13 protein-coding genes are annotated in these 14,508 nt (G+C 51.1%); all 13 read right to left on the reverse strand.

Going from position 1 to position 14,508, the window contains the following annotated elements; translation table 11 throughout:
* Positions 1-44: 44 nt before the first annotated feature.
* Positions 45-1,874, reverse strand: a complete 1,830-nt coding sequence (gene glmS, locus OGV89_RS03100) for a glutamine--fructose-6-phosphate transaminase (isomerizing) (RefSeq protein WP_003023813.1) — start codon at positions 1,872-1,874, stop codon at positions 45-47.
* Between the two features lie 224 nt (positions 1,875-2,098).
* Positions 2,099-3,469: a bifunctional UDP-N-acetylglucosamine diphosphorylase/glucosamine-1-phosphate N-acetyltransferase GlmU gene (gene glmU, locus OGV89_RS03105; protein WP_048217016.1), complete on the reverse strand. Its 1,371-nt coding sequence runs from the start codon at positions 3,467-3,469 to the stop codon at positions 2,099-2,101.
* A gap of 648 nt (positions 3,470-4,117) precedes the next feature.
* Positions 4,118-4,537 carry a F0F1 ATP synthase subunit epsilon gene (locus OGV89_RS03110; protein WP_003023809.1) on the reverse strand — a complete coding sequence of 140 codons (420 nt, stop codon included), beginning with the start codon at positions 4,535-4,537 and terminating at the stop codon, positions 4,118-4,120.
* A gap of 20 nt (positions 4,538-4,557) precedes the next feature.
* Complete coding sequence (atpD, locus tag OGV89_RS03115; RefSeq protein WP_003023806.1) at positions 4,558-5,940, reverse strand: F0F1 ATP synthase subunit beta; 1,383 nt, start codon at positions 5,938-5,940, stop codon at positions 4,558-4,560.
* Positions 5,941-5,966: 26 nt separating this feature from the next.
* Positions 5,967-6,830, reverse strand: a complete 864-nt coding sequence (atpG, locus tag OGV89_RS03120) for a F0F1 ATP synthase subunit gamma (RefSeq protein ID WP_003023804.1) — start codon at positions 6,828-6,830, stop codon at positions 5,967-5,969.
* Between the two features lie 50 nt (positions 6,831-6,880).
* Positions 6,881-8,422, reverse strand: coding sequence for a F0F1 ATP synthase subunit alpha (atpA, locus tag OGV89_RS03125; protein ID WP_003023802.1), 1,542 nt, complete (start codon positions 8,420-8,422; stop codon positions 6,881-6,883).
* Between the two features lie 12 nt (positions 8,423-8,434).
* The gene (gene atpH, locus OGV89_RS03130; RefSeq protein WP_003023799.1) at positions 8,435-8,968 is read right to left on the reverse strand and encodes a F0F1 ATP synthase subunit delta; all 534 of its coding nucleotides are present in this window, start codon (positions 8,966-8,968) and stop codon (positions 8,435-8,437) included.
* Between the two features lie 14 nt (positions 8,969-8,982).
* Positions 8,983-9,453 (reverse strand): F0F1 ATP synthase subunit B, encoded by a 471-nt coding sequence (gene atpF, locus OGV89_RS03135; protein WP_003023796.1) that lies wholly within the window; start codon positions 9,451-9,453, stop codon positions 8,983-8,985.
* A gap of 59 nt (positions 9,454-9,512) precedes the next feature.
* The gene (atpE, locus tag OGV89_RS03140; RefSeq protein ID WP_003023794.1) at positions 9,513-9,752 is read right to left on the reverse strand and encodes a F0F1 ATP synthase subunit C; all 240 of its coding nucleotides are present in this window, start codon (positions 9,750-9,752) and stop codon (positions 9,513-9,515) included.
* A 46-nt stretch (positions 9,753-9,798) separates the two neighbouring features.
* Complete coding sequence (gene atpB, locus OGV89_RS03145) at positions 9,799-10,614, reverse strand: F0F1 ATP synthase subunit A (protein ID WP_003023792.1); 816 nt, start codon at positions 10,612-10,614, stop codon at positions 9,799-9,801.
* 7 nt (positions 10,615-10,621) lie between these two features.
* A complete protein-coding gene (gene atpI / locus OGV89_RS03150; protein ID WP_003023790.1) occupies positions 10,622-11,002 on the reverse strand; it encodes a F0F1 ATP synthase subunit I in 381 nt (126 codons plus the stop codon).
* Between the two features lie 614 nt (positions 11,003-11,616).
* Entirely contained in the window at positions 11,617-12,240 is a 624-nt protein-coding gene (rsmG, locus tag OGV89_RS03155; RefSeq protein ID WP_003023788.1) for a 16S rRNA (guanine(527)-N(7))-methyltransferase RsmG, read from the reverse strand.
* A gap of 101 nt (positions 12,241-12,341) precedes the next feature.
* Positions 12,342-14,231, reverse strand: a complete 1,890-nt coding sequence (gene mnmG / locus OGV89_RS03160) for a tRNA uridine-5-carboxymethylaminomethyl(34) synthesis enzyme MnmG (RefSeq protein ID WP_003023784.1) — start codon at positions 14,229-14,231, stop codon at positions 12,342-12,344.
* Between the last annotated feature and the right edge of the window lie 277 nt (positions 14,232-14,508).

The following is a 14,508-nucleotide window of genomic DNA, read 5'->3' on the forward strand; positions in this document are numbered from 1 at the left end:
TGCCCCGCTTGTAGCAGGGCATTTCCAGTTCAGTTAAGCACGGATTACTCTACGGTAACTGACTTCGCCAGGTTACGCGGCTGATCGACGTCGGTGCCTTTAATCAGTGCCACATGATACGCCAGCAGCTGCAGCGGAACGGTGTAGAAGATCGGTGCAATCACCTCTTCCACATGCGGCATCTCGATGATGTGCATGTTTTCGCTGCTGGTAAAGCCAGCATCCTGGTCAGCAAAGACGTACAGCTGACCGCCACGGGCGCGAACTTCTTCAATGTTGGATTTCAGTTTTTCCAACAGTTCGTTGTTCGGCGCAACCACGATAACCGGCATATCGGCATCAATCAGGGCCAGCGGACCGTGTTTCAGTTCACCTGCGGCATAAGCTTCAGCGTGAATATAAGAGATCTCTTTCAGCTTCAGCGCGCCTTCCAGCGCAATCGGATACTGATCGCCACGGCCAAGGAACAGCGCATGGTGTTTGTCAGAGAAACCTTCAGCCAGAGCGGCAATGCGTTTGTCCTGAGACAGCATCTGCTCAATACGGCTCGGCAGCGCCTGCAGACCGTGAACGATCTCCTGCTCAATAGACGCATCAAGGCCTTTCAGACGGGACAGTTTCGCCACCAGCATCAGCAGAACGGTCAGCTGAGTGGTAAATGCTTTCGTGGAGGCCACGCCGATTTCGGTACCGGCGTTGGTCATCATCGCCAGGTCGGATTCGCGCACCAGAGAAGATCCCGGTACGTTACAGATAGCCAGCGAGCCCAGATAGCCCAACTCTTTGGATAAGCGCAGCCCCGCCAGAGTATCCGCCGTTTCACCAGACTGAGAAAGGGTAATCATCAGGCTGTTACGACGCACGGCAGATTTGCGATAGCGGAATTCGGAAGCGATTTCGACATCACAAGGAATACCCGCCAGCGATTCAAACCAGTAACGGGACACCATACCGGAGTTGTACGACGTACCGCAGGCGATAATCTGGATATGCTCAACCTGAGACAGCAGCTCGTTGGCACGCGACCCCAGCTCGCTTAAATCCACTTCACCGTGGCTAATGCGCCCGGTCAGCGTATTTTTAATCGCGTTCGGCTGTTCGTAGATCTCTTTCTGCATGTAGTGGCGATAAATACCTTTTTCGCCCGCGTCATACTGCAGATTCGATTCGATATCCTGACGTTTCACTTCTGCGCCAGACTTGTCGAAAATAGAGACAGAACGACGAGTCACTTCCGCGATGTCACCCTCTTCCAGGAAGATGAAGCGACGGGTTACCGGCAGCAGCGCCAGCTGATCGGAAGCGATGAAGTTTTCGCCCATACCCAGACCAATCACCAGCGGGCTACCAGAACGGGCCGCCAGCAGGGTTTCCGGATTACGGGTATCCATGATCACCGTGCCGTAGGCACCGCGCAGCTGCGGAATAGTACGCAGCACGGCTTCACGCAGCGTTCCACCCTGTTCCAGTTCCCAGTGCACCAGGTGAGCAATCACTTCGGTGTCGGTTTCAGAAACAAAGGTATAGCCACGCGTTTTCAACAGCTCACGCAGTGGTTCATGGTTTTCAATGATGCCGTTATGCACCACAACAATGTGTTCAGAAACATGAGGATGCGCGTTCGCTTCTGAAGGTTCACCGTGTGTCGCCCAACGGGTATGAGCGATACCTGTACCACCATGCAACGGATGTTCTTCCGCAGCAGCAGTCAGCATCTGCACTTTACCCAGACGACGCAGACGGGTCATGTTACCTTCAGCATCGACGACGGCCAGACCAGCAGAGTCATAACCACGATATTCCAGACGACGTAAACCTTCGAGAAGGATTTCAGCTACATCACGCTGCGCGATAGCGCCAACAATTCCACACATATTTTTTGATTCCGAATTTAGGCATTATGCCTGTCGTTGTCGCTGACCTGTATTTGCCCTTTCCGGGCGCCCCGAGCCTTGTAGAGAGTGGGGTTATTTTTATGGTACTGCTTGTTGAGCGGAGGATTATGTTATCCCCTCATCTCTTGTCTGCCTGATGGCGCTTACGCTTATCAGGCCTACAGAACGTCACCGCACGTAGGCCGCCATCCGGAAAAAATCACTTACTTCTTCTTCACCGGACGCTGCCAGCCCTGTTTATGGACCTGAGGTACACGGCTTAATACCAGTTCGTTATCGGCGACATTACGCGTTACGGTGGTTCCAGCGGCGATGGTCGCACCGTTACCCACGGTGACAGGCGCCACCAGCTGAGTATCAGAACCCACAAACACATCATCACCAATAATGGTTTTAAACTTATTGGCGCCATCGTAATTGCAGGTAATCGTACCCGCGCCGATGTTCACGTTATCGCCAATTTCCGCATCACCCAGGTAGGTCAAATGACCGGCTTTGGAGCCTTTACCCAGACGCGCTTTTTTCATTTCGACAAAGTTACCCACGTGCGCGCCTTCCTGCAGCTCAGCACCCGGGCGCAGACGTGCGAATGGACCAATGGTGCAAGCGGCTTCCAGATGCGCATCTTCCACCACACTATATGGACTAAGCTCGCAACCCTCACCAATCACGCTGTTTTTGATGATGCAGCCGGCGCCAATCTTGACGCGATCCCCAACGGTTACGTTACCTTCAATGATAACGTTAGTATCAATTTCAACATCGCGCCCATGAATAAGCGTACCGCGAAGATCAAAACGTGCCGGATCGCGCAGCATCACGCCTGCCAGCAGCAGTTTTTCTGCCTGCTCGGACTGATAAACACGTTCCAGACGGGATAGCTGAAGACGGTTATTCACCCCTTCAGTTTCGCTAATGCGTGCCGGATGTACTGCAGCAATTTCACGTCCTTCCTGATACGCCATCGCGATGATATCGGTGATGTAGTATTCACCCTGCACGTTGTTGTTGGTCAGTTTAGACAGCCAACGCTTCATGTCAGCACCGTTGGCAATCAGGATACCAGTGTTTATTTCCTGGATTTGACGCTGCTCGTCGGTGGCATCTTTATGCTCAACGATACCCGTGACATTGCCGTTATCGCGGGTAATTCGGCCATAACCGGTTGGGTCATCAAGTTTTACCGTTAGCAAGCCAATCCCGCCCTGCGGTTTGGCTTCACGCAGGCGACGTAAGGTATCGGTAGAGATCAGCGGCACATCGCCATAGAGCATTAAAATGTCTTCATCATCACCAAAGAATGGCGCCGCCTGCTGCATTGCATGGCCGGTACCCAACTGTTCCGCCTGCAGAACCCAGTTCAGATTGCCATCTTTCAGCGTCTGCTTGAGCAAATCACCACCGTGCCCGTAGACCAGATGTACGTGAGTCGCACCTAATTCATTAGCAGCATCAATGACATGCTGAACCATCGGTTTTCCTGCGAGGGTATGCAGCACTTTAGGGAGATCGGAATACATACGCGTGCCTTTGCCTGCGGCAAGGATCACGACGCTCATAGCATTATTCAACATACACATCCTGACTGTAATTTGAGAACGAATTTATACCGTTTCACATTGAAAATACTACATTTTTTTCAGCGTGAAATGGACCGAAGATAAAACGTTCAACAGGGGTAATTCCCCATCTGATAACTCACTATTTTCGTCTAAATCAGTATCTTTTGTCTGCCAAAAACCTGGGGGCTGCTCTTATTAAAGCCTTAGGTTAATGTTTTTGCTATTTTTTCACCGCATGAATAAAGAGTTACACATGCAAAGCCCGATTTTATTTATGTGATTCAGTGAGAAACCGAAAATGCGTACGCGAAATAAAAAGTTGAGGGAGAAGAGTAGGGGAGGGGATTTATAACAACAAGTGGCGCTGACTGATAAACCATATCAAGCATCGCGCCACAGGACAGGCAGGTAAAGTCTAAAAGCTCATATTGCTGAACATGGCGATGATTTTATTGAGTAATTTCATGTTGGCATCTCTTTTTATCTGATTTTATTATGTGACACACATCACATAAAAAGAGTCTACGCCGCATTTTTTAGCCAATCAATATTTTTATGATCTAAATCACAAAACAGCTTTCAATTTAAATGTTCTTGCAGCAAAAGCAAAAAAAAGCCAGCCTGGAAACCAGACTGGCCTTTATGCTTTTCAAGCCGGTGTTACATCGCTTTTTTGGTCAACTCGATAACGCGCAGTTTCGCGATCGCTTTGGCCAGTTCCGCAGATGCCTGAGCGTAATCCACGTCACCATGAGAGCTCTTGATGTGCTCTTCAGCCTTACGCTTCGCTTCCAGGGCTCTCGCTTCATCGAGATCCTGTCCGCGAATCGCGGTATCAGCCAGAACGGTCACGCTGCCAGGCTGCACTTCGAGAATGCCGCCGGACAGGTAGATAAACTCTTCATGACCGAACTGTTTAACGATGCGGATCATACCAGGCTTAATGGCGGTGAGCAGCGGTGCGTGACCCGGGAAAATACCCAGTTCACCTTCACTACCCGTTACCTGGATTTTCTCGACCAGACCAGAGAACATTTGTTGCTCTGCGCTGACGACGTCCAGGTGGTAAGTCATTGCCATATCACCCTCCGATTAAGGCGTTAAAGTTTTTTGGCTTTTTCCACGGCTTCGTCGATAGAACCAACCATGTAGAACGCCTGCTCTGGCAGGTGGTCGTATTCGCCTTCCATGATGCCTTTAAAGCCACGGATGGTGTCTTTCAGGGAAACGTATTTGCCCGGAGAACCGGTGAATACTTCCGCAACGAAGAACGGCTGGGACAGGAAGCGCTGAATCTTACGTGCGCGTGCTACCACCAGTTTATCTTCTTCAGACAGTTCATCCATACCCAGGATGGCGATGATGTCTTTCAGTTCCTGATAACGCTGCAGCAGGGACTGTACGCCACGCGCGGTGTCGTAGTGTTCCTGACCAACAACCAGCGGATCCAGCTGACGGCTGGTGGAGTCCAGCGGGTCAACTGCCGGGTAGATACCCAGAGATGCGATCTGACGGCTCAGTACCACGGTTGCATCCAAGTGAGCAAAGGTGGTTGCTGGGGATGGGTCAGTCAAGTCATCCGCAGGTACGTATACCGCCTGAACGGAGGTGATAGAACCGGTTTTGGTGGAGGTGATTCGTTCCTGCAGAACACCCATCTCTTCCGCCAGGGTCGGCTGGTAGCCTACCGCTGATGGCATACGACCCAGCAGTGCAGATACTTCTGTACCGGCCAGGGTGTAACGATAGATGTTATCAACGAACAGCAGAACGTCACGACCTTCGTCACGGAACTTCTCAGCCATGGTCAGACCGGTCAGCGCAACACGCAGACGGTTTCCCGGCGGCTCGTTCATCTGGCCATATACCAGGGATACTTTGTCCAGAACGTTGGAGTCGGTCATTTCGTGGTAGAAGTCGTTACCCTCACGAGTACGTTCACCTACGCCCGCAAACACGGAGTAACCGGAGTGTTCGATCGCGATGTTACGGATCAGCTCCATCATGTTTACGGTTTTACCTACACCCGCACCACCGAACAGACCAACTTTACCGCCCTTAGCGAACGGACACATCAGGTCGATAACTTTGATACCGGTTTCCAGCAGTTCCTGAGAGCTTGACAGCTCTTCGTAGGAAGGTGCTGCACGGTGGATAGCCCAACGCTCTTCTTCACCGATATCGCCTTTCATGTCGATCGGGTGACCCAGGACGTTCATGATACGACCCAGCGTTGCTTTACCTACCGGGACTTCGATCGGGTGCTCGAGGTCTTTAACTTCCAGACCACGACGCAGACCGTCAGAAGAACCCATGGCGATGGTACGTACGATACCGCCGCCGAGCTGCTGCTGAACTTCCAGCACCAGGCTCTCTTTACCATTCATAACCTCAAGAGCATCGTACACGCGCGGTACGGCATCCTGAGGGAATTCGACGTCAACCACGGCGCCGATTACCTGGACAATTTTTCCAGTAGCCATCTTGAATCCTCTACGAATTAACCTGGTTATACCGCGGATGCACCACCGACGATTTCGGTGAGTTCCTGAGTAATGCTGGCCTGACGAGCTTTGTTGTATACCAACTGCAGCTCTTTAATCAGGCTGCCGCCATTGTCGGTCGCGGCTTTCATCGCCACCATACGTGCGGCCTGCTCGCTGGCCAGGTTTTCTACCACGCCCTGATAAACCTGAGACTCGACATAACGACGCAGCAGGGTATCCAGCAGCGCTTTCGGGTCTGGCTCATACAGGTAATCCCAGGATTTACGCTTCAATTCATCATCATCTGATGCCGGCAGAGGCAGCAGTTGGGTGATGGTTGGCGTCTGAGACATGGTGTTAATAAATTTGTTGCTGACAACGTACAGTCTGTCCAGGCGACCTTCATCGTAGGCCTGCAGCATCACTTTAACCGGACCGATCAGTTCGGACAGGGAAGGGTTATCCCCCATACCGGTTACCTGAGCAATCACATTACCGCCAACGGAGTTAAAGAAAGACACGCCCTTAGAGCCGATCATTGCGATATCGCACTGAACGCCTTTATCGGACCATGTTTTCATATCCGCCAGCAGCTTTTTGAACAGGTTAATGTTCAAGCCACCGCACAGACCACGGTCGGTCGACACCACCAGGTAGCCCACGCGTTTAACGTCGCGTTCTTCCAGGTAAGGGTGCTTATATTCCAGATTACCATTCGCAAGGTGACCAATCACTTTGCGCATGGTCTCTGCATAAGGACGGCTGGCCGCCATGCGATCCTGCGATTTACGCATTTTGGAAGCGGCGACCATCTCCATCGCTTTAGTGATCTTCTGCGTGTTCTGGACGCTTGCGATCTTACTACGTATCTCTTTTGCGCCGGCCATGAGCTTCTCCTCAATGCCTTGCGGTCCACCCTAAAGCAGACCGCCAGACGTTACCAGGACTGGGTTGCCTTGAAGGAATCGAGGATAGCTTTCAGCTTGCCTTCGATTTCATCGTTATAGCCACCGGACTGGTTGATCTCTTGCATCAGCGGAGCGTGGTCACGGTCAACGTAAGCCAGCAGAGCGGCTTCGAAGCTACCGATTTTCGCCAGTTCCACATCTTCGAGGTAACCGCGTTCAGCCGCGAACAGCACCACACCCTGCTGTGCAACAGACATTGGCGCATACTGTTTCTGCTTCAGCAGTTCAGTTACTTTCTGACCGTGGCTCAGCTGCTTACGAGTAGCTTCATCCAGGTCGGAAGCGAACTGAGAAAACGCTGCCAGTTCACGATACTGCGCCAGCGCGGTACGAATACCACCGGACAGTTTCTTGATGATCTTGGTCTGCGCTGCACCACCAACACGAGATACGGAGATACCCGGGTTAACTGCCGGACGAATACCGGAGTTAAACAGGTTGGTTTCCAGGAAGATCTGACCATCGGTAATAGAAATTACGTTGGTCGGAACGAACGCAGAAACGTCACCCGCCTGGGTTTCGATAATCGGCAGAGCGGTCAGGGAGCCGGTTTTACCTTTAACTTCACCATTGGTGAACTTCTCAACGTATTCCGCGTTTACGCGGGATGCGCGTTCCAGCAGACGGGAGTGGAGGTAAAATACGTCGCCCGGGAATGCTTCACGTCCTGGTGGACGACGCAGCAGCAGGGAAACCTGACGGTAAGCAACAGCCTGTTTAGACAGGTCATCGTAAACGATCAGTGCATCTTCACCGCGGTCACGGAAGTATTCGCCCATTGCGCAACCGGCATATGGTGCCAGGTATTGCAGTGCAGCAGATTCAGACGCGGTCGCCACAACAACGATGGTGTTGGACAGTGCGCCGTGTTCTTCCAGTTTACGAACCACGTTAGAAATGGTGGACGCTTTCTGGCCGATAGCCACGTACACACATTTGATGCCGGAATCACGCTGGTTGATGATGGCATCGATTGCCATCGCGGTTTTACCTGTCTGACGGTCACCGATGATCAGCTCACGCTGGCCACGACCGATTGGGATCATGGCATCAACAGATTTATAACCGGTCTGTACTGGCTGGTCGACGGACTGACGTTCGATTACGCCCGGTGCGATAACTTCGATTGGCGAGAAGCCATCGTTATCAACCGGACCTTTACCGTCAATCGGGGAACCCAGAGTGTTCACCACACGACCCAGCAGGCCACGGCCAACCGGAACTTCCAGAATACGACCCGTACACTTAACCTTCATGCCTTCGGCGAGGTCAGCGTATGGACCCATCACAACTGCACCTACGGAGTCGCGCTCCAGGTTCAGTGCGATAGCGTAACGGTTACCCGGCAGGGAAATCATCTCACCCTGCATACAATCGGCCAGGCCGTGAATGCGGATAACACCGTCACTTACAGAAACAATAGTACCTTCGTTGTGAGCTTCGCTCACAACATTGAACTGAGCAATGCGCTGCTTGATCAGTTCGCTGATTTCGGTGGAATTCAGTTGCATGCTCCAGTCCCCTTAAGACTGCAAGACGTCTGCAAGGCGTTCAAGACGGCCGCGTACGCTGCCATCAATGACCATATCACCCGCTCGGATGATTACGCCTGCCATTACAGACTTATCGATTTTGCAATTCAGCTTAACTTTGCGTGACAGACGTTTTTCCATCGCTGCGCTAATCTTCTTAAGCTGTTCATCACTCAGTGCATTGGCAGAAGTAACTTCTACCTCAGAGATAGCCTCACTGGCTGCACGCAGGTGAATAAACTGCTCAAGAACATCCGGGAGCGCATTCAGACGGTTATTTTCAGCCATTACCCGAATCAGGTTTTGGCCACTTTCGTCCAGTTGCTCACCGCATACGGCGATAAACGACTCAGCGAGCGTTTCCGGCGCCAGCGCGCCAGAGAGAAGCTCTGCCATTTGTTCGTTTTTTGTCACCTCAGCGGCAAACATCAGCATATCCTGCCAACGGTCAACGCTTTGGTGCTCAACGGCAAAGTCAAAAGCTGCTTTGGCGTAGGGGCGAGCTACCGTAACAAATTCAGACATCAGCCCCTCCCTCCTTACAGTTCAGCGACAAGTTTGTCCACGATGTCGCTATTAGCAGCTTCATCCACGGAACGTTCGATGATCTTCTCGGCGCCAGCAACAGCCAGGATAGCAACTTGCTTACGCAGCTCTTCGCGAGCACGTTTACGCTCGGCTTCAATTTCCGCCTGCGCCTGTGCCACGATTTTAGTACGTTCCTGCTCTGCTTCAGTTTTAGCTTCGTCCAGGATCTGAGCACGGCGTTTGTTCGCCTGCTCGATGATTACCTGAGCTTCCGCCTTCGCTTTTTTCAGCTGGTCGGTCGCGCTGGCCTTTGCAAGGTCAAGATCCTTATGTGCTCGTTCTGCAGAAGCAAGGCCGTCAGCAATTTCTTTTTGACGTTTTTCGATGGCAGCCATTAAAGGCGGCCATACGTACTTCATGCAGAACAGAACGAACAGGACAAACGCGATGGCCTGGCCGAGGATTGTTGCGTTAAGATTCACAGCACAATGCCTCTATCTAGTTAACGTTCTGATATTGCTCTTAATTCAAGCAACGCTTACTACGCGACAGCAAACATCACGTACAGACCCAGACCTACAGCGATCATTGGGATTGCATCCACCAGACCCATAACGATAAAGAACTGAGTACGCAGCAGAGGAATCAGATCCGGTTGACGCGCTGCGCCTTCCAGGAATTTACCCCCGAGGATGCCGATACCGATCGCAGCACCGATTGCCGCCAGACCCATCATCACAGCGGCAGCAATGTACAGCAGATCCATATTCAGGTTTTCCATGACAGTCTCCAGTTTGTTTCAGTTAAAACGTAGTAGTGTTGGTAAATTAATGCTCTTCAGATGCCATCGACAGATAGACAATCGTCAGAACCATAAATATGAAGGCTTGCAGCGTGATAATCAGTATGTGGAAAATGGCCCACGGCACATTCAGGATCCACTGTGACCACCACGGCAACAGACCAGCAATCAGAATGAAAATCAGCTCACCAGCGTACATGTTACCGAACAGTCGCAGACCAAGTGAGATTGGTTTGGACAGCAGGCTTACCCCTTCAAGGATTAAGTTGACAGGGATGAACGCCCAGTGATTGAACGGCTGCAGCGTCAACTCTTTCGCGAAGCCACCGATGCCTTTCATTTTGATGCTGTAGAACAGAATGAGGATAAATACGCCCAGCGCCATCGACAGGGTGATGTTCACGTCAGCAGACGGAACCACACGCAGAGCCGGTAGGCCAAATATATGCTCACCGATGTACGGCAGCAGGTCGATAGGCAGCAAATCCATCAAGTTCATCAGGAATACCCAGACGAAAATCGTCAGGGCCAGCGGAGCAATCAGCTTGCTTTTGCCATGGTACATGTCTTTCACGCTACCATGCACAAAGCCGATTACCAGCTCAATCGCAGTCTGAAATTTACCTGGTACGCCGCTGGTCGCCTTTTTGGCTACGCTACGGAACATAAGCAGGAACAACAGACCCAGAACCACCGAGAAGAAAATGGAGTCAATATTGAGCGTCCAGAAGGTGGCTGGGGGGTTGTGCGGATCCACCAGCGAGAATGTACGTAGGTCCAACTGAAGGTTATTCAGATGGTGTCCTATGTAATCCTGCGGCGTCATATTTTCTGAAGCCATGATGCCTTTACCCTTTGTTGTTAATTACAGCCGGCGCCAGTATCTGAACCACCAGCACCAAAACCCACGTAACGATCAGCGGCATGAATACCGCTTTCAAAACAGCCAACGCCACCACCAACAACACCAGCATAGCTAATACCTTGAAGGCTTCGCCGAAAGCGAACGTCCAGGCTACTCGGCCTTTAGCTGGTGTATGTGCCTGGTGACGCCAGGCAAATATCATAAACAACACATTAGGCAGTAACACTGCCAATCCACCGCACAATGCGGAGATGCCCCAGAAAGGGTCTTTGAGGCTAAATAGCAGTCCACTTGCTATTACCGCCAGAAACTGTGTGAGCAAAAGCTTACGAGCAACGTTTCGACTCAAGAGCGACATAGACATCACGTTTTTACTCCTGCTCCCTTCGAGGTATGCCGCGTGTCGTATAAAACGTTCTTTATGGCTTAGAGTCAAGCATCAAAAAGCGGTCAAATTATACGGTGCGCCTTCTCGATTTCAAACAATAAGTAGCTAAAAAGTGAATAAATGTTTAAATATTTTTCGCTACGCCACATTTATCACTTTTATGCAAACTGTGAACGATCATGCAAAACTGCAAAAGCCGCGTAAACACTGGCTGCAAAGCGTGCACCAGATCACATATTAAGCATATTCGCCCCGGCACTATTTATTTACTTGGCAAATGATGCCATTTCAACTTTTTGATATTTAAGCCTAAAATTCGTTACTGTTTTAAAAATAGCGAATAACAACAAAAAAACCACCCATTGACATTTATAATAAAAAATTAACACGAGCGGTGATTCTTTGATTCTATTTTTAGCAGGCTGATATTTTCACAGCTGACTTGTTTCACTTTTAACAAAAAACGGTACGTTATAGTTATGATGCAAAACCGTAAGGCATTAGTGAAATGTAACGACATTTAACCACACTATTCCTTATGACTTTTAACACCCGAAGAACCGTTTTTTTTCTATTTTTTTTGATAAAAATTAAATTTTGTTTGGCTTAATAACCACCAGATGACGTTCACCATCCAGTTGCGGAACGCGTAATTTTTCGACCGACTCGACGCTGAATTCTGCAGGCAACGAGGCAATTTCATCTTCAGGCAACTGCCCTTTTAGCGCATAAAAACGCCCTTCCTGACCAGGCAAATGATGGCACCAGCTCACCATATCATTGAGTGACGCGAAAGCACGGCTAATCACCCCATCAAACGGCGGCTCTGAAGGGAATTCTTCAACGCGACTTTGCACTGGAGTGATGTTAGTAAGCGCAAGCTCATGCTGCACCTGGCGCAAGAAACGAACGCGTTTTCCCAGGCTATCCAGCAGTGTGAAATGCGCTTCAGGACGTACGATGGAGAGAGGGATTCCCGGTAGGCCCGGACCAGTGCCGACATCGATAAAACGCTCGCCCTTCAGGTACGGCGCGACGACAATGCTGTCCAAAATATGGCGCACCAGCATTTCGTTGGGATCACGCACCGACGTCAGGTTGTACGCTTTGTTCCATTTATGCAGCATATCGACATACGCAATCAGCTGATTTTTCTGGTGATCGGTAAGAGAAATACCGGCATCAGCCAGCAGACGAGAGAGTTTGTTGAGCACGGTCATTACCTGTAAATAATCTATTGCCCGACGCGCTCTCGCTTATCGGGCCGACAAATTTGTAGGGCGGGCAAACGAAGCACTCCCGCCAAAAAGTGATATCAAGCGCTGCGACGCAGCATACCTTGTTTTTTCAGCCATACCAGCAGAATGGAGATGGCGGCAGGTGTTACGCCGGAAATACGCGATGCCTGGCCGATCGATACCGGTTTGTGATCGTTCAGTTTGGCAATGACCTCATTCGACAAGCCGGAGACCTGACGATAATCCAGCGTTGCAGGCAACAGGGTGTTCTCATTACGCTGTTGTCTCTCGATCTCTTCCTGCTGACGGGCGATATATCCTTCGTATTTCACCTGAATTTCAACCTGTTCTGCGGCCTGAGCATCATCAAGCGCAGGTGCAAACGCAGATAAAGAGGTCAACTGAGCATAGGTCATATCCGGGCGACGCAGCAGATCTTCACCGCTCGCTTCACGTGACAGAGGTGTCGCCAGGTGAGCATTCACTTCTGCTGCGGACTCCGCTAACGGATTCACCCAGGTTGATTTGAGACGCTGGCGTTCTTGTTCAATACGCTCCAGCTTCTCGTTGAAGCGAGCCCAACGCTCATCGTCCACCAGTCCCAGCTCACGGCCAATTTCGGTCAGACGCAGGTCGGCGTTATCTTCACGCAGCATCAAACGGTATTCCGCGCGTGAGGTGAACATGCGGTACGGTTCTTTGGTGCCCAGCGTACACAGATCGTCCACCAGCACACCAAGATAAGCCTGATCGCGGCGCGGCGCCCAGCCGTCTTTGTCAGCAGATAAGCGTGCGGCGTTCAGACCAGCCAGCATCCCTTGCGCGGCAGCTTCTTCATAACCGGTCGTACCGTTGATCTGACCAGCAAAGAACAGACCCTGGATGAATTTGCTTTCCAGAGTAGGTTTCAGGTCGCGCGGATCGAAGAAATCATACTCAATCGCGTAGCCAGGACGGACGATTCTGGCATTTTCCATCCCCTGCATGGAACGGACAATTTGCATCTGCACATCGAACGGCAGGCTGGTGGAGATGCCATTCGGGTAAATTTCGTTAGACGTCAGTCCTTCCGGTTCGAGGAAGATCTGATGTTGGTTACGATCGGCAAAGCGCATCACTTTGTCTTCGATCGACGGGCAATACCGTGGGCCGATACCTTCGATCACGCCTGCGTACATCGGGCTACGATCGAGGTTATTACGGATCACATCATGGGTTTTTTCATTGGTATGCGTGATGTAACACGGCATCTGGCGCGGATGTTGAGATGCATCGCCCAGAAATGAGAAGACCGGCATCGGGTTATCGCTGTTTTGCTGGCCGAGCACGCTGAAATCAATCGTGCGCGCATCGATTCGCGGCGGTGTACCGGTTTTCAGGCGACTGACGCGCAGCGGCAGTTCACGCAGACGACGTGACAGCGGAATAGACGGCGGATCGCCAGCGCGGCCACCGCTGTAGTTGTCCAGACCAATATGAATTTTTCCGTCGAGGAAAGTCCCCACGGTTAACACGACCGCTTTGGCACGGAACTTCAGTCCCATTTGGGTTACCGCGCCCACGACACGATCGTTTTCAACAATCAGATCTTCAACCGCCTGTTGGAAGATCATCAGGTTGGGTTGATTCTCCAGTGCGGTACGTACCGCCTGGCGATAGAGCACACGATCGGCCTGAGCGCGAGTAGCACGAACGGCAGGCCCTTTGCTGGCGTTTAGTATCCTAAACTGGATACCCGCATGGTCGATCGCTTTTGCCATCAACCCACCAAGCGCATCCACTTCTTTTACCAGGTGTCCCTTCCCAATACCGCCGATCGCCGGGTTGCAGCTCATCTGCCCCAGAGTGTCGATATTGTGTGTCAAAAGCAGAGTCTGTTGACCCATTCGCGCCGCGGCCATTGCGGCCTCGGTGCCTGCATGACCCCCGCCAATGATGATGACGTCAAAAGGATCCTGATAAAACATGGTGATTGCCTCGCATAACGCGGTGTGAAAATGGATTGAAGCCCGGGCCGTGGATTCTACTCAACTTTAGTCGATGGAGAAAGACCTGGGATCCTGGGTATTAAAAAGAAGATCTTTTTATTTAGAGATCTGTTTTATTGTGATCTCTTATTAGGATCGCACCTTTCTGTGGATAAGGGCGATCCTTTAAGTAAGATCAACAGGTTGCTGAGGATCATTAGCTGTGAATGATCGGTGATCCTGGTCCGTATAAGCTGGGATCAGAATGAAGGGTTAT

The sequence above is a fragment of the Citrobacter sp. Cf125 genome (assembly GCF_030333935.1).
Classification (GTDB): Bacteria; Pseudomonadota; Gammaproteobacteria; order Enterobacterales; family Enterobacteriaceae; genus Citrobacter; species Citrobacter freundii.